This window comes from Dactylosporangium sp. NPDC050688, assembly GCF_040654515.1.
Lineage (GTDB): Bacteria > Actinomycetota > Actinomycetes > Mycobacteriales > Micromonosporaceae > Dactylosporangium.
Window position 1 is genome coordinate 21,961 of the sequence record NZ_JBFAIC010000066.1, and the last position, 19,259, is coordinate 41,219.

Here is a 19,259-nt window from a genome sequence, read left to right on the forward strand (position 1 = left end):
CCGGACCCGCGAAGTCCGCTGACCTCGCGAAGTACGGTTTAAGACAAAGGCGTGCGGGAGGCAAGTCGCCTCCCGCACGCCTTTCGACGTTAACAATCGCCGCCAGCGGGCGACGTCATAATTGACACTTCGCGCACGTGGGTGAGGTCGACCGTCGGTGTCAGTTCCATACTGGTAGCCGACGCCGCCTTGTTGTCCGAGGAGGCTCGTCCAACCGTGACAGCGCCGACGTGGTCGTTCGGCTGGCACGGATCCGGCATCACGACACGATTTCCCGCACTTATCGAATACACAATGCTACCGGTCGGTATGTGCTCCATGACGAGGCTCGTGCCGGTGCCACGCACCGAGCCCGGGACATCGCTGATGCTGGTGTAGGCCGGGCCGGCGAATCCGGTGCTGGTGACCAGGTCAATTGTCGCTTCGCCACGCGGGACGTCAACTGCGGTCACGCGTCCGACCAAACCTTCGGTCACAACAGCGAGTTGGCCTCGCCGCACCGCCTGGATTTGCTGGACAGCCACAACGATCTGTTGGCCGGTTGCAGCCGACACCTTGCCCGGCACCGCTCGCGGGTCGTCGTCGGCACCGCCGTCGCCTTGCACCTCGAACACCTTTGTTGGTTTGGCCAGCGGTCGATTCGGCTTGACAAATCCGGAGATGGTCGTTGTTGGCGCTGTCGCGGCCAGCGGGAACCTTTGGACAACAAGGCGGCTGGTCGGCGCGTCGGGATCGCCGATCATCTCGTCGTCGATGATTGTGTTCGAGACTCGCACTGTCGTAACGCCCGGCATGGCAACAACGATGGCGTAGGTACCAAAATCATCCGTACTGACTGCTCCGACCGGTCCGGTCAACCGGGGACTGACCAGGCTGATCACCTGAGTCGTGACCGGGTCGGGTGCGGGCCGATCCGCTCGAAGCCGCAACGCGTTCGCCGCGCTCACGTCACTGGTGAAGAACGCCAGCCGCGCGGCACCCTGCTGGTCGTAACCCTCCAGGACCGCGATCGAGTGCAGTTGTTGGTCATTCCGTAGTGCGACGAAGGCCCGGACAGCGGTGTGCGGCCCTCCCGTCCCGGCAGCATCCCAGAGGGCCGTGGCCTCACGTACCAGACCGGCATCGACGTCACCGGCAGCAGACCAGCCCAGGAACGGGCCGTCCGGGGGTGGCGCGGCAAGCTGCGACGCCGAGCCGAACCCGACCACCCTGAACGCGGTCACCAGTACTGCCACGCACACGGCGGCCGCCGCACCGGCGGTCATCCGCCGCTGCCGACGAAGCCGACGCGACCGCCGCATGACCTTGTCCTCGTAACCCTCGACAGGTTTCACCGGCTCGGCCAGCGCAGCAAGATGGCCACGAAACTCTGTCTCGCTATGCATACCGCACCTCGTGTTCAGCTGTGGCGTCGAGCTCGACCCAACGCTGACGGAGAGCCCGTAGGCCCCTTGACGTAAGGCTCTTGACCGTGCCCACCGAACAGCCCAACGCCAGCGCAGCGTCCTGCTCGGACAGGTCCCCATAGAAGCGCAGGACGACCGCGGCGCGCTGTCGTGGCGGCAGAGCATCTAGCGCCCGACGCAGCCAGTCCCGCTGTTCCACCCCCGCGTACTCATCCCGGGCCTGACTCTCCATCAGCCGGCCGAAGGGCAGCTCCCACCAGGCCCGGCGACGACGCGCGCTGAGGTACGTGTTGATCAGCGTCCGTTGCACATAGTTATCGATCCCCTCGGACCTTTGCAGACGCGACCACACCACGACCGTCTTCGCCAACGTGGTCTGCACCAGGTCTTCGGCTCGGCCAGCATCCCCGCAGAGCAGAAAGGCCTCATGAAGCAAACGACCGTAGCTAGCCCTGACGAAGGCTGTAACCCCCTCGTCGTCCTGCCTGTCCATGCTTCCTCACCATCCTCGCCGACATCCTCATAGCAACTACCTACGCAGTGACCGCATTGAAACGTTGCCGCCAGAAAGAAGTTTCTCGTCCAATTTGCCGGGCACGTCGTGGATTCGGCGGCAGCAACACGGGACGACCGCCACGTTTCGAACACCGATCGCGGCGGTGAACGGCCCGGTCGCGTCGCGACCTGAGCTGGCGCTCTCCGCGAACCAGGCCGTCAGTTGACGCTTCCGCCCCGAGCTGTACCTCTTCCCGTAGAGCCCGACGGCTGCGGCGCGCGGTGGACCTCAGACGTGAGCGGCGATCCGCAAGAGCAGCCGCCGCTTACGAATGCGTCGATCAGCTGTCGGCCGAGACGACCTTCGTCAGCCGCAGCGTCGGTAGCCTCGGTATCGAGCTGGGCGAGTTCACCGTCCATGTCGACCGAATGGGTGCCGTAGAAGTGCACGTCTCGTGGTGGGTCGGCCAGATGTGCGCCAGGATCTCGTCGTCGAACTGCCGGTCGGCCCGACGCGGGGCGGCCACGCCGAGGCCGGCGTACTCCGTCGGCCAGCAGACGATCGCGTTGGTCGCCAGGGTCAGGCACCACATCTGCTCGGTCTGCTGCTCGTGGTACCGGCACCGCAGTGCTCCCTCCCTGGCGTATCCGAGGGAGCGGCGCAGGCGTGCAGGTTCTCACCCTTGTTCAGCTGCCGGGCGATGCGCCGCCGGTACGTCTCGTCGGCCAGGTAACGGGCGGCATAGACGGTGCGGCGCAGCGCCATGTACTCCTTGATCGCGCTGGTAACGCATTCTGCTGCCCCTTCGACAAGCACAGCTTTCCCACGACCGGCGCCGCGGTGGCGTGTCCACCCTGCACCGACGCAGCCACCCGCAGCAGGTCGTCCCACATGTTCGTGACCAGATCCCAGCTGAGCCGCCGGGTCAGCAGTGTGCCGGCGCGTGTGGGTATCGGTCGAGGAAGTCGGCACGGGCGCCGGTCCGGTACAAAGTGATCTTTTCGAGCTGCATGACGCGACGGCTGAGCGACCGATCCCAAGCCAGAACCCGTCACGGTTCGCCGGGTCTGCCTCCGACTGGGCCATGGACGTCGCAACAGCGAGGCGTTTCTGCGGTCAGTTCTACGGCGGTCAAAATCTCGACGCAGGCTTGCGCGCGGTGCCGGCCATGGCGGCGGTGATGGGCTGGGGTGGTGCGGCGGTCGGCTGGCACCCCTTGGCACCGGTTGGCACCTTGCATCCGTCTCAGGCGCCAAGTTGCGACGGCAGTGTTGTTGGTCCGATCGCTGGCCCCGGGCGTACGTCGCCGGCAGCCTGGCCTCGCTCCGTAGCCGTTGAGTGCTGATCAAGCGCACTGACGGTGCACGGATCTGCCGAATTGCGTGCACGTGATCATGCCGTAGGAAGCGGCGACGTTACTCAGCGCCGCTCGTCGTGTTGCCTCCGAGTGGCGTGCTGTCGACGATGCCGGGCTCCGTATCGCCGCCGACGGGGTCGTGGGTTTGGGTGCGGACTGTAGATCCGTCGCGAGCAATATTGCTGTGGGTCCCGTCCGGACGGGCGGAGAGCTGCCGATGGCCTCTGGACTCCGCTCATCGCCTTGCGACCACGGCCGGGTCGTGTCGAGTGGCCAGCGTGTCGTGGTGGTCTTGTCGGCGAGCCGCCGAGTGGGAACCCGTCCAGGGCCGACGGCGCGGCCAGAAGCTGATCAGCCCATCCACTCGGGTTCGATCGTTCTGCGGGCTCAATGAATCGTCGACGCATTATGGCCGTTATGGCGTGCTTCGGCAGTTGTCCTGACGCTGTCCCAAGAGAGAGATAACACCCATACGGGACGAACGACTCTCTCTTCTCACGCGCGCGCGTGTTCGGCGCGCCGCGTGATGCTGGTCACACACCGTCGATGCCTTGCCTGCTCGCGCCCTCGGTCGTCGGCGTACTGGGTGGGCCTCATTGCGCTCGATGAGCTAGACGCAAGAAACGAAAGGCGTTACGTTCCTTGCGTTGAGGGAGGGTGTCATGGCTGGCGCAGCACTGAAGCAGGAGACCTACCTGCCTGAGGCGGATGCCCAGGTCGCACAAATCTATGACTTCTTGGAAGCTCACGAGAAGGCCGGCCGAGGGGTGCCATCGCCTCGCTACTTCCTTGCTGGGGCGACACCTGGCGACCAAGTTGAGCTACCGGCCGAGATCTACCGGGCAGTTCGCCAGGTTGTCGAGGCGATGCAGCAAGGCCTTGCTGTAACTGTGGTACCGCAAACCCAAACCTTGACGACACAGCAAGCGGCAGACCTCCTGGGCATCACTCGCCCCACCGTCATCAAGTTGCTTGATAGTGGGAAGATCCCGTTCGAGAGGTCCGGAACCCATCGTCGCATCTTGCTTCGGAACCTACTCGACTACCGTCAGCAGCGTCGCGCGGAGCAGTACGCAGCAATCGACGCGACCGGCGCCGGTCGTGACGGTGAAGAAGATCTTGAAACAACCTTGCAGGAACTTCGCGAGGCACGACGCGCCGTGGCCGCCCGTCGTCGAGGCGCAGCTGAATGACATGAAGCTGCCGTCCTGACAGGATGCATGCGTGTTCACAGCCGTTCTCGACACGTGCGTCCTCTGGCCAAGCTTGCAGCGCGATTTCCTGCTGTCTCTTGCCGTCGAGGGCATGTATCGGCCTGTGTGGAGTTCGGCGATCTTGGAGGAGCTTGAGTTCCACGAGGCGGGGAAGCTTATCTCCCGCAGCGAAGAGCCCGTCGTGGCGAACCAGAGAGCCGGCCGCCTCGTGTACCAGATGCGGACCGCGTTCGACGATGCAGAGGTCCGCGGCTGGGAAGCGCTAGACGGGACTTACGGCCTACCTGATCCAGATGACGAGCACGTCCTCGCGGCTGCCGTGATTGCTGGCGCTGGCGCCGTCGTAACACACAACATCAAGGACTTTCCGGCCAATCGCCTCCCGCTCGGCATCGAAATCTTGCCGCCGGCCGAGTTTGCTGCCAACACCGTTGCGCTAGACCCGATTCGAGCGGCTGCCGCGCTGCAGTCAATCGCTCAGCGATCCGGCAAACAGGGCCATCCTTGACCACCGCTGACGTTCTAGACGCGCTTGTGAGCCGTTACGGCATGGTCCAGGTCGCAGCAGTTCTTCGCGGGAGCTGAGGACACTCAGAGAAGAGCCAAGGGTGTCGCGCCCGAAGGATGCTCTGCATCGCGTAGCGACGCGACAATCGTAATGACCCTGTCAAGTTCGCGCGTTCGGTCCCGTTGCGGAGCATGCGCGGAGCGGTCATGTCGATGTAGGCAAGCCGGCGCAGGTCAGGGGTAGTTGCGAGCGTGGGCTGTAAATCCGTCGCAATCTCACAACCGATGCCAGCCAGCATCCACTCATGCCGCGATGCGCTCGGCGCTGCGGCTGGACCCCGGTGTCCACCAGGGACCGTCGGACCCGCCGATCCGCTCCTCGTCATGGCATTGAGCAATCAGGTCGAGTACTCCGTTGATGGCACAGACGGAGTACTGAGCGCGGCGAAGCTGTCGGACGGCACCTTGTACACCTTCCGCCTGAGCTGAGCGGGTCAGGGGTGAGCACCCGCCACGCGACCACGCCGCTGGCGCGACGAGCACGACCACGAGCGCGACGGCCACGACGAACAGGCGGTGCCGCCGCGGCCAACCGGCCTCCCGGGCAACCCCGCCCTCAGGCTCGGCGACGATGGAGGCGGCATCGTCTTCCGGCGAAGCCTCAAGGGCTGGAGAGGGGTCGTCCTGCGAGGGGGCGCTAGTCACGCCGGTACGTTATTGGCGGTGCCCTCACCCGCACGCGTACCTTCGTTATCGGTTGCGCGTGTCTGCCACGAGGCGGCCGTCGTGCAGCATCAGCACCCGGTCGGCGCGGGCGATCACCTGCTCGTCGTGGCTGGAGACGAGCACGGCATGGCCCGCGCGGGCGTGGCTGCGCAGCACGTCGAGCACGAGCCGGATGCGGGCGGGATCCTGGTGGCCGGTCGGTTCGTCGGCCAGCAGCAGAGCCGGGGACAGTCGCAGTGCCCGGGCGAGCGCCGCGCGCTGCTGCTCTCCGCCGGACACGTGCGCCGGCAGCCGATCCGCAAGGTCGGCAATGTCCAGCATGGCCAGCAACTCGTCGGTGCTGCGTCCGGTGTTGCCCGAGAGCAGTGCGGGCAGCTCGACGTTCTCCCGGATGCTCAGCTCCTCGATGGGTGCGAGCGACTGCGGTACGAAGCTCATCTCGTGCCACCCCTTGCCCAGTCGCGTCTCGACCGTACCGGCGTCAGGCTTTTCGTGCCCGGCGAGCACGCCGATGAGCGTCGTCTTGCCCGAGCCAGACGGGCCCGCGACAACGGTCAGATCGCCAGCATGGATCTCCACCGATACCGCATCGAGCGCCGTGACCCGCTCGGCGCCCCGGGTGAACCACCGGGTCACGGCGTGGGCCGCCATCACCGGTGTCATCCTGCCGCCTCCTCGACCCGGCCGGCGCGCAGTCGAAGGACCCGGTCGGCTCGCTGCCACACCGCGGGATCGTGCGTCGCCGCGATCACCGCGACGCCCGCTCGGGCGATGACGCGGAGGGCGTCGACCACGGCGTCGACATTGCCGTGATCGAGCTGACCGGTCGGTTCGTCGGCGAGCAGAACCGCCGGCGGGCCGACGGCCGCGAAGGCGATCGCGACGCGCTGCTGCTCGCCGCCGGACAACTGCCTGGGCAGGCGGTCCGCCCGGTCGGCGATGCCGAGCGGCTCCAGCAGGGCGTCTGCGAGCGCGACCGGTACACCGCGAATCTGTGCCGCGAGCCGAAGATGCTGGCGGACCGTCAGGTAGGCCAGCAGGTTGTCCCCCGGCGCCTGGCGCACCAGGCCCAGCCGGGAACGGCGCAGCCGAGCCCGGCTGGCCGTCGACAGTGTCCCGACCTCCTGACCGGCGATGGTGATGGTGCCGTGATCCGGGCTGTCCATCCCGGTCAGCAGGCGCAGCAGGGTCGACTTCCCCGAGCCCGAAGGCCCGACCACCGCAGTGATTGTGCCGGCCGGGGCGCACATGTCGACGTCCACCAGGGCCGGCACCACATGACCGTCGACGCGGTAGGACCGAGACACTCCCACGCAGTTCGCGCCCAGCTCAGTCGACGTCACGCAGCACCTCCCCGACCCGGCTCCGGGTGAGGCGCCAGTGTGTCACCAGCGCCACGACAGCCGCGAAGACACCGATCACCGCCAGGAGTCCTGCCATCACCGGCCAGGGAATGGACAGCACCGTGCCGGGCAACGCGCCGGGGTCGACGTTGAGCTGGTCACGCATCACGAGGACGGCCGCGACCGCCAGGCCGAGTCCGATCACGCACCCGGTGACGAGCGGCGCCGTCAGCTCCCCGAGCAGCAGCCACCCTTGGGTGGTGGAGCTCAGTCCCATCATGCGGAGCATCACGAAGCCGCGCCGCAGCACCGGCAGCCGCGACTCCAGGTACAGCAGGAAGCCCACCATGGCCACGATCCCGGTGAGCAACGACAGCGCGGCCAGGTAGGCGAACGTGTACGTCACCGGCTGGTAGAACGTGTTCACGTAGCGGTCATCGGCGACGGCGAGGAACGAGATCTTCAAATTCGAGCCGTCGATGAGCGCGCGTGTCCGCGCCGGGTCGCCACGCACCCACAGCTGGGGCGAGGCCTGCGCGATGATGGAGCGGGCGGCGGCGACGCCGAGGCCGGCGAGTGCATCGCGATCGATGATGATCACCGGGTACCCACCTCGCTGCGCGGGGAGTGTCGCCACGGAGGTGATGCTCACCGCGATCGGCGGGTCGGCGCCGAAGGCCATCGTCGCGGCGCCGCCCGCGATCGGCGCCGACGCGACGGCCGGGAGCGTGCCGGCCGGCGCCGATGTCAGGGCATGGAGCACCTGGGCCAGCGTGGCGTCGTCGAGGCGGTCGTCCCAGTACGCATCACGCGCGAAGGACGCCGGGTCCACCACCAGCAGGGACACCTGCTTGTCAGCGATCTGTACATAGTCGAGGCGCAGCACCGGCGTGGCCCGGTCCGCCAGCGCTGGGGGGACGCTGGCCGGCTCGGCCAGGTGGACCACAACATCGCTGCCGGTCGCCAGCCGGGCCTGCGCGGCGAGAGTCGCGCGCACGGATTTGGTCGCCGTTCCGCCGTAGACGGCGAGGGCGACGGGCACCGCGGTGATCAGGGCGAGGGCCGCCGCCGCCACGACAGCGTGGCGGACCCTGCGCGCGTACAGCAGCCGCACGGCCGACCGGGACACCGTGCCCACCCGGGCCCGGCGCCGCACGGCCGTCACCACCAGGCGGGCGCCGAGGACGCCGAGGCCCACCATCACCAGCATCGGCACGACGAGCAGCTTCGCCGGTATCTGCACCATGGTCCCCAGCACGTCCCCGAGCCTGACCATGTACTGGCCGCCGCCGGCGAACCAGTACACCGCCGCCGCCATGAGGATCGCTAGCTCCCACGGCAGCACGGTCATCCAGCGCCGGGTCCGCGATGCGGGCGGGGCACCGGTCAGGGCCCGGCAGGCCACGCCCGCGGTCACGCCGAGCACCGTCACCGCCGACAGGAACGCGACCGACGCGGCGAGCAGTGACTGCACCCGGGCGTCGTACGACACCACGCTGCTCGGCCCCACCCGGGCGACCAGGAATCCGGCCAGACCCCAGCCAACCACGGCCCCGGCCGCCAGCGCGGGCCACACCTCCAGTGCGGCCTTGACACCCAACCAGCGCGCGGTCGCGCCGAACGTGGCCAGCACGACCAGTTCACGACCGCGCCGGCGGACCCAGAACACGCTTGCCGCCATCACGACCAACAGGCCGACGAGAAGGCCCGCGACGCTGATCGGCAGCACTGTCCCGCGCAGGTCCTTCTCGATGAGCGAGGCCCGGCCCGCGTAACCCGGCATGGCGGTGTGGTAGGCGACCCGGGTGCCGTCGAGGTTTCCCACGGTGGCGAGTCTCTTGCGCAGGCCCTCATGCATGGCGGTCACGTCCGAGGCCAGCCTGCTCGCCTCGGGCGCGGTCAGATCGGTTCTGGCCGGTGCCCGCTCGACGCGCGGGCCGTCAGGATGTGCGCGCGGGACGCGACCGACAGCATGGTCGCACGATCCGCCAGCACAAGATCGAGGATCGGCTTGTCCTGGCCCGGCGACCCGCTCTGCTGCGCCGGGTCGCCCCGGTACAGCCGCGACAGGCTGCACCAGAAAGCGTCATCGGACCGGTCGCGCAGATCCCGGTAGATCGCCACCACAGGTACCGCGGTCGGCTCGGCGACCTCCCGCAGGCCGTTGGGGCTCTGTCCCGTGGGGTCGGGGACCCAAATCCCCGCGCTCGGGAAGATCATGAGTGTGTCGCCGGGCCGCAGGCCGCTGGCGGTCGTGAAGCGGTCGGGCAACCACAGACCCGGACCGGGGCCACCGGCGACGAGCTGGACATGCCCGGCGAGGTCGTCCCGGCCGGCGATGTTGACCTGGGTGCGGCCGGCAGCCGTCGCGACCGTCGCCTCCGAGCTGACCAACGTCACGGTCGGCGCGCCCAGCCCGGGCACCTTCGCCGCCGCGGTCGCCTCCTCGGCCAGCGCCGCGTCCAGGGCTGGCACACTGCTGGCGTCGATCGGCTGCTCCGGCGCGATCACCTGGGACCCGATCGTCGCCGGGCACACCGAGGCGGTCCGCGCGCGCAGCGTCGCACTGCCGGCCGACGAGAGAAACAACGACGACGACGCGGCCGGCAGGGCCACCACGACCGCCGCGACGCCGAGCGCGACGGCGACCCCGGGGCGGCGAGCCAGCAGCAGCGGCCCTCGCCACCACGGCGCCAGCAAGAGCCAACCGCGACGCGCCATCGGCGTAAAATCCACCCTCCATAGTGGTTGCGGGCCACGAATGCGGCCCGCAACTGCTAACCGCAACTATGCACGTCGTTGTGCCTAATATGCCTGGATCCCATAGTTGACCCAGAATACGTTGACCGGGCACTGCGTGTAGGAATGTGTGCCGCCGCCGGCGTACCGCCAGGTGCCGTAATACGTGTTGCCGTTCGAGCACAGGATCTGCGCACGGAATGAACTCGGCGCAGACCCGGTGCAGTGAGCTATCTCAACGACTTTGCGGTAGGTATCTGTATTCGAAGTGGGTCAGGTGTAGTGCGGCGGCGACGATGTCGCCGATGCGGCGTGGGCTGACGGTGGTGTGCCGCAGCGTTTTCCAGCGTCCGATCAGGATGGCGAAGCCGCGTTCGCCCTGCCAGCGCAGGCCGCGCAGCAGCCGGTTGTAGGTGCGGTTGTCCGGCGCGAGCCGGCTGCCGTCAGCGGGTTGCTTGACGGGTGTCTTGATGCCGCGCCCGGTGTTCTCGTAGCCGGAGTCGGCCAGGGTGGGCAGGTCGAGGTGGGCCGCGGCCCAGTTCAGCGCGGCGGTCACCCCGAGTTCGCGGGCGCAGCTGCTGTCGTGCAGATGCCCGGGCAGCGCGGGCGAGGTCCAGACCGGCAGCCCGTCAGGTCGCATGACGGCCTGCACGTTCGCACCGAAGTCGCGGTGCTTCCCGGAGTACCAGGCATCGATCGTTTCGCCCTTGACGCTCAGCGTGGTCTCGGTGAGCCGGTCGCAGTCGAACAGTTTGCCGTCGAGGATCACGTGTGACCAGCCGTCGGCGGCCACCCGGCGCAGTGCGGTGTGCAGGTCGCTCGCCTGGGCGGCGAGGACGGCGATGCCCTCGTCGCGGTAGCGGTACGCGGTGGCCCGGGAGATGCCGAACCCGGCGCCGAGCAGTGTCATGTCTTCGTCCTTGCGGAACCAGATGAGCACGAGCAGGGCCTGGTAGAAGCAGGTCAGTGCACGCGTCCCGGTGCGGGTGCCCCGAGCCCGGCGCTCGGCGGCGAGGAGCCGGCCGAGGTACTGCACCAGTTCCCTCGGGACGTCGACCATGGCACGATAAGCAATCACGTGGAGCCCTCTCGAAGACGTGTTTCTGTCGCAAGGACGTGTCTATCGATGGCTCCACGCCTGTTCCATCACCGCCCGACTCGACGCCTTCGCCCGTGTCGCACCGATCAACCCTTTTGCGTTGCTGAGATCAGCTCACTGGGGTTGACGAGGTCTTTTCCCGGGTAAAGTCGGGCGTCAATTTTGCGACCGCCTCGAACAAAACACCGGGGAACCCGCCACAGCGACTTCAGAACTGGCCCGGCGGCACGCAGCCAGCGCCGTCGCGGTGGAGCGGGCCGACACCACCGCCGGCAGCATCGAGTGGCACGGGCTGCGGTTCGAACCGCTCGCCACCACGTTCGGCATCGCGGACCCGCCACCAGCCCAGCTCGATCAGCTCACCGCGTGCTGGGAGCACTGCCGGACGAACCTGCCGCCGGACATGAAGATCGAGCTGTACGGCAACCGGGTCCGCATCGAGCCGGGCGCGTTCGGCGCCCGCGCGGAGCTGATCACCACACTCGGCGGGTTTCCTGGCCGGGTGCTGTGCCCGACGATCAGGAAGTCACGGTGGGATCACAGGTCCGGGGCCCGGCTCACGCGCGGGAGCGGTTCCGCCGGGCGTGTGCCCCGCCGGTACCGGACGGGCTCATCCGGATCGTGTAGGAACCGACCGGTTTCGAGGAGGACGGCCCGATCGGGGCGATCCACCGGATACCCGGCTGCTCACCGGCTCTCACGGCGGCGGCAGGATCAACAGGCATTGCTGCGCGATGCCACACAATGACACGCGGCAGTCGACACACGGCTTCGAACACTTGCACCGCCACAACCTGCGACACGCCGGGCACCTCGCTCGCGGTTCGATCCCAGTATCGCCTAGTGCAGCACAGCAGGTAACGGCCGGGGAAATCTTGATGTTCGGTGTTAAAACGTCAGATATCTGGGCATAACCGACTGGTCGCCGCTGTAACCGCGGCGTCTGCCTGTGCGATGGGAATCCGATGGAGATCAAACCTGCGGCGATGGTGATCCCGAAGGACACCAGTCATCTTGAGCAGGGCAAGTACGGTCCGGTCTTCCCGCGCACGCCTGCGTGCTACGGGTTCACGATCATCGCGAAGGTCAAGCCGGGCCGCGCCGACGCGATTCGCGAGCACGGAAACACTCTTGCCAGGGCCGTCGAGGCCGATCCCTACTTCTTGGCGCCGCTGAAGCTGCACTACCTGCGGTGGGCTTTGTTCGACGACGACACCCGGTTCGTGTACCAGGGGATCTTCGACACCGACTTCGACAAGTACACCGAGGACGCGGTCGCCCTGTTCAGCAAGGCGGGCGTGAGTACCACCTTTGAAAATCTTGAGGGGTTCCCGGAGGACTGGCGCACCAACCCTGAGGCGTTCGTGCGGTTTGTGCGCGAGCACCAGTGCCCGAGTTTCATCGAGTACGGCGAGTACCCGTACGTCACCGCCGACGAGATCAAGAAGGCGCTGCGGATCAAGAACGCGTTGTCGGAGATGCTCGACCAACTGCAGTAAGGACCGATACCGATGAATGAGCAGCGCACCGCACGCGTCTACAACTCCCGGCACCACCCACGCCCGTATACCCCCGGTCGCCGGCGGGTCAGCATCTATGTGTCATGGAGCTACCCGGCCGAGGCTGGTCGCAACCCGGCCGAGCTGGACAACCGGTTCTCCACGATGACGGAGGTGCGCCGGGTGGCGTGGCCTGCGTACGAAGACCCGCAATGGTCGGATCCGATGCGGTTCCAGCCGGGCGTCGCCGGGTCGCTGGAGCTGTTCTTCCGGGCCTGGGTGCCGTTCCAGGACTTCGTCGAGGAGACCACCGGCCATCCGGTGGCGGTGTATCAGCGTATCGACCAGGCCGGGTTCGTCACGCCGCTGGACGAGCGGGTGCTGGCCGACACCGACACCCTGTTCGTGTTCGGGCTGGATCACATGGTCACCGGGCAGGACGCCGGCACGGAGGAGGTGCAGGCGCTCAACGAGTGGGTGCACCGGGAGGGCACCTGCCTGGTGCTCGGACCGCACCACGACGTCGGCGCAGGCGACGACCTCAAGGTCCGCGACGTGGAGTATCACCACCACGGCGACGCGCTGGTACCACGCCAGCAGCGGTTCGGCCGCTACGTCCGGTCGCTGATGGAAGGGCTCGACGTGCCGGTGCAAAACCGCTACGGGCTGCGCCCGGCCGTGGTGGGGCCGAACCGGATCGCCCCGCTGTCAATCGACCGGGACCTGGACACCACGGGCTGGCTGACCGGCGTGACCAGCTTCAACTTCCACATGCACCTGCCGCACTACGCGGTGACCACCGACGACGAGAAGGCCGTGCGGGTGCTGGGCCGCCAGCCGATCGACCTGTCGCGGCCGCACCCGTTCACCGACGAGGGCAACACCGAGTTCAACATGTTCCTGTGGCTGCCCCCGACGGGCGCCCGCGGCGGCGACATCCTCATGGCCGACTCGACCATCTTCAGCGCACTGTTCGGTGGCGACGAAAGCCTGCGCAACTTCTGGCGCAACATCGTCACGCGGTAGCGACCACGAAGCCAGCACCGGAAGGCGGGGGACGTGGAACTGCACGACATCCAGCGCGGGGTGCTCAGCCCCCGCCCGTCGCCCTACGCGGCGACCTATCTGCTGTTCCGCATCGACGACCGCGCCGACGGCCGTGAACTGATGCGCCGCGCCGCCGCCGTGGTCACCAGCGCCGCCGACACCGTCAGCCCGGAGGGCGAGACCTCGGTGAGCGTCGCCGTCACCTACCAGGGCCTGCGGGCGCTCGGCGTACCGCAGCAGTCCCTGGACACGTTCGCGTGGGAATTCCGTCAGGGCATGGCCGCCCGGGCCACGGCGCTCGGAGATACCGGCGACAGCAGCCCCGAGCATTGGGAAGCGCCGCTGGGCACCCCGGACGTGCACGTCGTCCTGGTCGGGCTGGCTCCCGACGCGGCGAACCTCGATGCGTCGATCGACCGGGCCCGACCCGCCTACGAGCAGCTGGCGGGAGTGCGCGCGATCTGGCGGCAGGACTGCCACGCGCTATCCACCGAGACTGAACCGTTCGGCTACCGAGACGGCATCAGCCACCCTGCCGTCGAAGGCAGCTTGATCGCGGGCTCCAACCCCCTGGAACGGCCCCTCAAAGCCGGGGAGTTCGTGCTCGGCTACCCCGACGAGCTCGGCGGCGTGCAAACCACCACGCCGGACGTCCTCGGCCGCAACGGCAGCTACGTCGCCTTCCGCAAACTGCACCAGAACGTGGCCGCGTTCCGCCACTTCCTCACCGACAACTCCACCGGCCCCGACGACGAAGACCTACTGGCCGCCAAGATCATGGGAAGGTGGCGCAGCGGCGCACCGCTGGCACTGAGCCCGCAGCACGACGACCCCAAGCTGGGCGCCGACCGCGCCCGCAACAACGCGTTCCAGTACCAGCAGGACGACCCGGACGGGTTCACCACTCCCGGCGGCTGCCACATCCGCCGCGCCAACCCCCGCGACGCGACAGTGGCCGGCGAACCCCGGCTGCACCGCATGATCCGCCGCGGCACCGCCTACGGGCCGCCGCTGCCAGAAGGCGTCCTCGACGACGACCGTGCCGACCGCGGACTCATGTTCGCGTTCGTCGGCGCCCACCCGGGCCGGCAGTTCGAGTTCGCCCAGTCCCAGTGGCTCAACGACGGCGTCTTCTTCGGCGCCGGCAACGCCCGCGACCCCATCGTCGGCTCCAACAACGGTCCCGGCGACTACACCATCCCCCGCCGCCCGGTCCGCCGGCGACTGCCGGCCCTGCCGCGGTTCGTCACCACCCGCGGCGGCGAGTACGCGTTCCTGCCCAGCCTCAGCGCCCTGCGCTGGCTCGGCGACCTGACCGACTGACATCACTGAGCCGGGCACAGGAGACCGATGGCCACGCTGCATCTGCTGTTCAACGCCGCCACGGTGATCTTCATCGCCGCGACCATGTTCGCCGCCGGACTCGGCTCGAGCCTGGCCGCGCTGCGAGCCGCGTTCACCGACGTGTCCCTGCTGCTGCTCGTCCTGCTGGCCAACCTGGTCGTCGTCCCGCTGCTGGGGTGGGGTCTGGCGGCGCTGTTCCACCTCACGACCGCGCCGTTCATCGCTTTGCTACTGACCGCGTCCTCCCCAGGCGGACCGTTTGGTGCCAAGCTCGGCATGGTCCAGCACGGCGACATCACCACCGGCGCCGCCATGCAGGTCCTGCTCGCCGCCGTGGGCAGCATCACCTTCGGCATCACCGCCAACGCCCTGCTCACCGCCGCCGACGTCGGCGGCGGCATCTCCCTTGACGTCGGCGCACTGGTACGTACCGTCGCGCTCCTGCAGCTCGTACCGTTCGCCATCGGCCTGCTGCTCCGCCACTACACCACCAACACTGCCGTGGCCTGGCACCCCGCCGCGGTCAAGGTGTCCAACGTGACGTTCCTGATCGTGCTGGCCGGCATGCTGCTGGGAAACTGGAGCGACGTCGTGGCCCTGCTCGGCTCCCGGGCGCTGCTGGCCGGCTTCCTGCTCTCCGCCCTCGCCTTCGGTTTCGGCACCCTGCTGGCCACCGGGCCGCCGGCACGACGTACCACCATGGGCGCCGTCACCGCCGTCCGCAACGCCGGACCAGCCCTCGCCGCGATCGGCATCGCCTTCGACAACCAGCCCGCCATCCTCGGCGCACTCGCCGCCGTACTCCTCAGCGGCCTTTGCGCCGCCATGCCCATCGCCGCGGTCCTCGGCCGCCGCCGAACCGACCCAGAACATGAAACCAGCTGATCAAAGGCACACCCAGCCTCACCTACGACATGGCGTTACGACTGGAACGCATGCTTGGGCACGCCCGCCGCGTTCTGGAACCGGTTCGAGGCCAACCACCAAGACCAGCGCGCACGGGAACGAGCCCGGCCCACTTACCTGCTCGACAACCACTCTGCGGCCGACCAACCCAGCCAATAACGGCGACCGCTCAACGACAACGGTGTCACCCTGTCGAGTGACGACCGCACTCGCCCTGCGCGCCGATGCTGACCCGAGGCGGAACCGGCGGGAGGTGGCGGTCATGCGGTCGAGCAACGGTGTGGTCTTCAAACGGTGCGGATGCCGCGACGACGGCAAGCACCGACTTGAGCAGCGATGCCCCCGGCTCGCCGAACGCGGGCGCGGCTCGTGGTACTTCCACTGCTCGGCCGCCAACCTGCTCGGCCGCCGCGAACGCGTCCGCCGCGGCGGCTACCCCTCCCGGATCGCCGCCCGGCAGGCCCGCGACGCGTGGCTCGCCGGCACCGCCGCCGACCGGACCGCCCAGGGCTGGACCGTCGAACGGTGGCTGCGGCACTGGCTCGACAGCCGCACCAACCTCCGGGCGACGACCCGGTTCCACTACACCCGCGACGTCGACCACGTCCTCATCCCCCACCTCGGCGGCTACCGCCTCGCCGACCTCGACGCCGGCCTGCTGCGGACCGTGTTCGCCCGGATCGCCGCGATCACCAATAGCAAGGGCCGACCACAGTCGGCGTCGGCGATGCAGCACCTGCGGACCACCCTGCGCGCCGCGCTCAACCTCGCCGTCAAAGAAGGCGTCCTCGACTGCAACCCCGCCCGGCACATCGAGATCAGCGGCTACCAGCAGCCGCACGCCAAGGTCTGGACCGAGGCCCGCGTCGCCTCCTGGGAACAGACCGGCGCCCACCCGGCTGTGGCGGTCTGGACCGCCGATCACCTCGCGGAGTTCCTCGGCGCCGTCACCGACGACTCCCTGTTCGCGTTCTGGTGGCTCGCCGGGCTGCGTGGCCTGCGCCGCGGCGAACTGTGCGGGCTGCGCTGGACCGACATCGACCTCGACCGCGCGACCCTGACCGTCGAACGCAACCGCACCACCGCCGGCTACCAGATCGTCGAAAACGACCCCAAGACCCCCGCCGGACGCCGCGCCGTCGCCCTGGACAAACACACCGTCCGGGTCCTCCGGGCACACCGCCGCCGCCAGGAGGATCAACACCGCGACACCCTCGCCGACGGCCAGCAGTGGATCGACTCCGGCTACGTATTCATCCGCCGCGACGGCCTGCCGATCAACCCGAACTACGCCACCACCCGCTTCCGCAAACTCGTCCAACGCGCCGGACTGCCCCCGGTACGGCTGCACGACCTGCGCCACGGCGCCGCATCCCTCGCCCACGAGGCCGGCGCCGACCTCAAGACGCTGCAGGACCTGCTCGGGCACTCCAGCATCGTGACCACGGCCGACACCTACACCAGCGTCCTACCCCAGATCCAACGCCGATGCGCCGACGACACCGCCCAGCTCGTCCTCGCCGCGGCTCGCCGCACCCGCAAGAAGATCAAGACCAAGGCCCGCAAGAACCGACCCGACCGAGGCCCGAAAACAGGTGCCCCCGCACCCGCCACACCCGAGTCGACGACGAAGCAGCAGGTCAGGAAGCCGAAGCGCGCCGAAACGCCCACGTCGGCGACGGCACCCACATCACACCCACGTGACACCCACCGTCCACAAAGGCCGGACAACGCGAAGGGCCCGAACCGCATCCCTGCAGCTCAGGCCCTGACGATGTTGCGCGCCCGAAGGGACTCGAACCCCTAACCTTCTGATCCGTAGGACGCGACGGCCCGATTACTGCACAATTACGTAGATCGTCCATCCACTGTGGATCGACTCGCAGCTTGGCAGATCAAGACGCGCCGATCACGGCAGACATCCCATGTTTGCCTCGAAGCGCCCTCAAAGCGGATCATCGTATGGCGGCATCTCGTCGGCGAACGTGCCGTAGGGAGCGCCGCCGGAGGTGTAGCCCGCTGTCAAGGGTCAGGACGAAGAACGGCCTGCCGTCCAACATGATCCACCACTCGTCGTGGACCGGGAGGGTGGCTCGCTCGACGGTACGGCAGGGGGTCGCTGGTGGGCGCTGCGCCCACTGCCGCGCCGAGTCAGGCAACGCGAACCCGAGCGCGGTCAGATCGTCATAGGCCGCGTACCTGTCGACGCCGTACCGCTTGGCGTAGTGCTGCACCGTGACCGCCGACCCGGAGCGGATCCACGCCTGTGCCGACTCCCGGCGCTGCCGCTGGCGCATCCGGTACCGACGCGGTTGCATGCCCGGATGCTACCGGCGGCGGCCCGCCGCGGTTCCGGCCCGCAGGCGCGCCGCTCGGGGCGGGTTGGTGCAGCGCCGTCAGGAATGTGCGATCGGCGAGGTCGGGGTGCTGGTCGCGGACCAGCTCTCGGACCAGCGAAGAGTGCGCTGGGTCGGGAGGCTCAAACCCGGTGCGAGGTTCGCCGAACGAGCAGGCATTACCGTTGCGTCATGACCTTCACGTTTCAGCGACTCCACCATGTCCAGTTGGCCATCCCGCCGGGCGGCGAGGATGTCGCCCGTCAGTTCTACGGTGGCGTCCTGCAGATGGTGGAGTTGGACAAGCCGTCCGTGTTGGCCGCTCGCGGCGGATGCTGGTTCAGCGGGGGTGGGTGGGAAATCCATCTCGGCGTCGAAGCGGAGTTCGTGCCCGCTCGCAAGGCACACCCGGGTGTATTGGTGGATGACCTGGACGCCCTGGCCGAGCGACTCCAGACTTCAGGGCGCACCGTGCAGTGGGACCCGAACTTCCCCGGCCACCGTCGCTTTTACTCCGCCGACGACCACGGCAACCGCTTGGAATTCCTTCAGCCGCTCTAGCCGGTGTCCCGCTTGACGATGGCCGTGCGGACTGGCCGAACGTCCTCAACTCGGGATGTCAGGCCACCGATGGCGGAAGCGCCGGTCACCCGCTGTGACGAACTCCAGCTGACCTTCGCGCGCCAGACGCGGCATGTCCGGAAACCTGATCACCGGAACCTCATCCGCAGACGCGCCGTCAGGACCGTACACAGCGGACGCAGGTAGCTGTGCAGCGGCGCCCGTCGGTCAACTGAAGCCCGACGAGGACCGCCACGCGATCCCCGGCCGCCGGTCTGAGGTCCTACCTCGGCAGCCTCTTCATGCACACGCGTATCGGACGTCCGCCCGGCCCGTCCATTCGCAGGTCGGTGTCGGTCTGCGGCCACGCACCGCGGGGGATTCGGCCCGTCTTGTCGTCCTCGATGTCCTCGACGCCGAGGACGACGTGGTCGGCGTCGCCGTCATCGCAGCCGACCACCGCCAAGTGCACGAGTTGGACGCAGTCACCGGCCTTGAACCGTTCGCGGTGGTGGTGCAGCAGCACGTAGGTGGCCATCGCGGCGACGACGACCACCGACGCGACCATCAGGTTGAGCTGGTCGGGCTTTGGCACAACCTGGTGGAGCAGGACTGCCAACTACCGCGTTGAGCACCGAGCTTCACCGGGCACATCGCGGGGCATCCTGGCCGGTGCGAT

At 68.2% G+C, this 19,259-nt stretch carries 18 protein-coding genes and 1 pseudogene; 9 read left to right on the forward strand and 10 right to left on the reverse strand.

Annotated elements, in window-relative coordinates; translation table 11 throughout:
• Positions 1-89 precede the first annotated feature (89 nt).
• From AB0H83_RS41220 to AB0H83_RS41230, 3 genes and pseudogenes are all read right to left on the reverse strand, one after another.
• Positions 90-1,385 carry a rod shape-determining protein MreC gene (locus AB0H83_RS41220; RefSeq protein ID WP_360105624.1) on the reverse strand — a complete coding sequence of 432 codons (1,296 nt, stop codon included), beginning with the start codon at positions 1,383-1,385 and terminating at the stop codon, positions 90-92.
• Positions 1,378-1,899 carry a SigE family RNA polymerase sigma factor gene (locus tag AB0H83_RS41225; RefSeq protein ID WP_360105627.1) on the reverse strand — a complete coding sequence of 174 codons (522 nt, stop codon included), beginning with the start codon at positions 1,897-1,899 and terminating at the stop codon, positions 1,378-1,380. Before AB0H83_RS41225 ends, AB0H83_RS41220 begins: the two co-directional genes overlap by 8 nt.
• A 472-nt stretch (positions 1,900-2,371) precedes the next feature.
• Positions 2,372-2,935: pseudogene (locus AB0H83_RS41230) on the reverse strand (Tn3 family transposase); the annotation flags it as partial.
• Positions 2,936-3,921: 986 nt separating this feature from the next.
• Between AB0H83_RS41230 and AB0H83_RS41235 the strand changes: the two are divergent.
• Together AB0H83_RS41235 and AB0H83_RS41240 are read left to right on the forward strand one after the other, a co-directional pair.
• Positions 3,922-4,452 carry a helix-turn-helix domain-containing protein gene (locus AB0H83_RS41235; protein ID WP_360105630.1) on the forward strand — a complete coding sequence of 177 codons (531 nt, stop codon included), beginning with the start codon at positions 3,922-3,924 and terminating at the stop codon, positions 4,450-4,452.
• Between the two features lie 31 nt (positions 4,453-4,483).
• Positions 4,484-4,981 (forward strand): PIN domain-containing protein, encoded by a 498-nt coding sequence (locus tag AB0H83_RS41240; protein WP_360105633.1) that lies wholly within the window; start codon positions 4,484-4,486, stop codon positions 4,979-4,981.
• Positions 4,982-5,730: 749 nt separating this feature from the next.
• Here the strand turns inward: AB0H83_RS41240 and AB0H83_RS41245 are convergent.
• From AB0H83_RS41245 to AB0H83_RS41265, 5 genes are all read right to left on the reverse strand, one after another.
• Positions 5,731-6,369 carry an ATP-binding cassette domain-containing protein gene (locus AB0H83_RS41245; RefSeq protein ID WP_360105636.1) on the reverse strand — a complete coding sequence of 213 codons (639 nt, stop codon included), beginning with the start codon at positions 6,367-6,369 and terminating at the stop codon, positions 5,731-5,733.
• Positions 6,366-7,049 carry an ATP-binding cassette domain-containing protein gene (locus AB0H83_RS41250; protein WP_360105639.1) on the reverse strand — a complete coding sequence of 228 codons (684 nt, stop codon included), beginning with the start codon at positions 7,047-7,049 and terminating at the stop codon, positions 6,366-6,368. The genes AB0H83_RS41245 and AB0H83_RS41250 overlap by 4 nt, the downstream gene beginning before the upstream one ends.
• Positions 7,036-8,907 (reverse strand): FtsX-like permease family protein, encoded by a 1,872-nt coding sequence (locus tag AB0H83_RS41255; RefSeq protein WP_360105732.1) that lies wholly within the window; start codon positions 8,905-8,907, stop codon positions 7,036-7,038. Before AB0H83_RS41255 ends, AB0H83_RS41250 begins: the two co-directional genes overlap by 14 nt.
• 41 nt (positions 8,908-8,948) lie before the next feature.
• Complete coding sequence (locus AB0H83_RS41260; protein ID WP_360105642.1) at positions 8,949-9,770, reverse strand: hypothetical protein; 822 nt, start codon at positions 9,768-9,770, stop codon at positions 8,949-8,951.
• 253 nt (positions 9,771-10,023) lie between these two features.
• Positions 10,024-10,848: a transposase family protein gene (locus AB0H83_RS41265; RefSeq protein ID WP_360105735.1), complete on the reverse strand. Its 825-nt coding sequence runs from the start codon at positions 10,846-10,848 to the stop codon at positions 10,024-10,026.
• A 286-nt stretch (positions 10,849-11,134) separates the two neighbouring features.
• On the opposite strand from AB0H83_RS41265, the gene AB0H83_RS41270 reads away from it, so the two are divergent.
• The 6 genes from AB0H83_RS41270 (at position 11,135) to AB0H83_RS41295 (ending at position 17,490) form a co-directional block, all read left to right on the forward strand.
• The gene (locus tag AB0H83_RS41270; RefSeq protein WP_360105645.1) at positions 11,135-11,635 is read left to right on the forward strand and encodes a hypothetical protein; all 501 of its coding nucleotides are present in this window, start codon (positions 11,135-11,137) and stop codon (positions 11,633-11,635) included.
• 238 nt (positions 11,636-11,873) lie between these two features.
• Entirely contained in the window at positions 11,874-12,386 is a 513-nt protein-coding gene (locus tag AB0H83_RS41275; RefSeq protein ID WP_360105648.1) for a hypothetical protein, read from the forward strand.
• Positions 12,387-12,398: 12 nt separating this feature from the next.
• On the forward strand, positions 12,399-13,412 hold the full coding sequence (locus AB0H83_RS41280) for a hypothetical protein (protein WP_360105650.1): 1,014 nt from the start codon (positions 12,399-12,401) through the stop codon (positions 13,410-13,412).
• A gap of 33 nt (positions 13,413-13,445) precedes the next feature.
• Entirely contained in the window at positions 13,446-14,756 is a 1,311-nt protein-coding gene (locus AB0H83_RS41285) for a Dyp-type peroxidase (RefSeq protein WP_360105653.1), read from the forward strand.
• A gap of 27 nt (positions 14,757-14,783) precedes the next feature.
• Positions 14,784-15,662 (forward strand): bile acid:sodium symporter, encoded by an 879-nt coding sequence (locus AB0H83_RS41290; protein WP_360105656.1) that lies wholly within the window; start codon positions 14,784-14,786, stop codon positions 15,660-15,662.
• 283 nt (positions 15,663-15,945) lie between these two features.
• Positions 15,946-17,490, forward strand: coding sequence for a tyrosine-type recombinase/integrase (locus tag AB0H83_RS41295; RefSeq protein ID WP_360105659.1), 1,545 nt, complete (start codon positions 15,946-15,948; stop codon positions 17,488-17,490).
• Positions 17,491-17,638: 148 nt separating this feature from the next.
• On the opposite strand, the gene AB0H83_RS41300 is transcribed toward AB0H83_RS41295, so the two are convergent.
• A complete protein-coding gene (locus AB0H83_RS41300) occupies positions 17,639-18,001 on the reverse strand; it encodes a hypothetical protein (protein WP_360105662.1) in 363 nt (120 codons plus the stop codon).
• A 210-nt stretch (positions 18,002-18,211) separates the two neighbouring features.
• Between AB0H83_RS41300 and AB0H83_RS41305 the strand changes: the two genes are divergently transcribed.
• Positions 18,212-18,580 carry a glyoxalase gene (locus AB0H83_RS41305; protein WP_360105665.1) on the forward strand — a complete coding sequence of 123 codons (369 nt, stop codon included), beginning with the start codon at positions 18,212-18,214 and terminating at the stop codon, positions 18,578-18,580.
• 283 nt (positions 18,581-18,863) lie between these two features.
• On the opposite strand, the gene AB0H83_RS41310 is transcribed toward AB0H83_RS41305, so the two are convergent.
• Positions 18,864-19,175 (reverse strand): hypothetical protein, encoded by a 312-nt coding sequence (locus AB0H83_RS41310; protein ID WP_360105668.1) that lies wholly within the window; start codon positions 19,173-19,175, stop codon positions 18,864-18,866.
• Positions 19,176-19,259: the final 84 nt, after the last annotated feature.

Coding starts and splice junctions, on each gene's coding strand:
- AB0H83_RS41220 (WP_360105624.1), bottom strand. CDS start 1,385: ATGCATAGCGAGACAGAGTTTCGTGGCCATCTTGCTGCGCTGGCCGAG.
- AB0H83_RS41225 (WP_360105627.1), bottom strand. CDS start 1,899: ATGGACAGGCAGGACGACGAGGGGGTTACAGCCTTCGTCAGGGCTAGC.
- AB0H83_RS41235 (WP_360105630.1), top strand. CDS start 3,922: ATGGCTGGCGCAGCACTGAAGCAGGAGACCTACCTGCCTGAGGCGGAT.
- AB0H83_RS41245 (WP_360105636.1), bottom strand. CDS start 6,369: ATGACACCGGTGATGGCGGCCCACGCCGTGACCCGGTGGTTCACCCGG.
- AB0H83_RS41255 (WP_360105732.1), bottom strand. CDS start 8,907: ATGCATGAGGGCCTGCGCAAGAGACTCGCCACCGTGGGAAACCTCGAC.
- AB0H83_RS41260 (WP_360105642.1), bottom strand. CDS start 9,770: ATGGCGCGTCGCGGTTGGCTCTTGCTGGCGCCGTGGTGGCGAGGGCCG.
- AB0H83_RS41265 (WP_360105735.1), bottom strand. CDS start 10,848: ATGGTCGACGTCCCGAGGGAACTGGTGCAGTACCTCGGCCGGCTCCTC.
- AB0H83_RS41275 (WP_360105648.1), top strand. CDS start 11,874: ATGGTGATCCCGAAGGACACCAGTCATCTTGAGCAGGGCAAGTACGGT.
- AB0H83_RS41280 (WP_360105650.1), top strand. CDS start 12,399: ATGAATGAGCAGCGCACCGCACGCGTCTACAACTCCCGGCACCACCCA.
- AB0H83_RS41290 (WP_360105656.1), top strand. CDS start 14,784: ATGGCCACGCTGCATCTGCTGTTCAACGCCGCCACGGTGATCTTCATC.
- AB0H83_RS41295 (WP_360105659.1), top strand. CDS start 15,946: ATGCGGTCGAGCAACGGTGTGGTCTTCAAACGGTGCGGATGCCGCGAC.
- AB0H83_RS41300 (WP_360105662.1), bottom strand. CDS start 18,001: ATGCAACCGCGTCGGTACCGGATGCGCCAGCGGCAGCGCCGGGAGTCG.
- AB0H83_RS41305 (WP_360105665.1), top strand. CDS start 18,212: ATGACCTTCACGTTTCAGCGACTCCACCATGTCCAGTTGGCCATCCCG.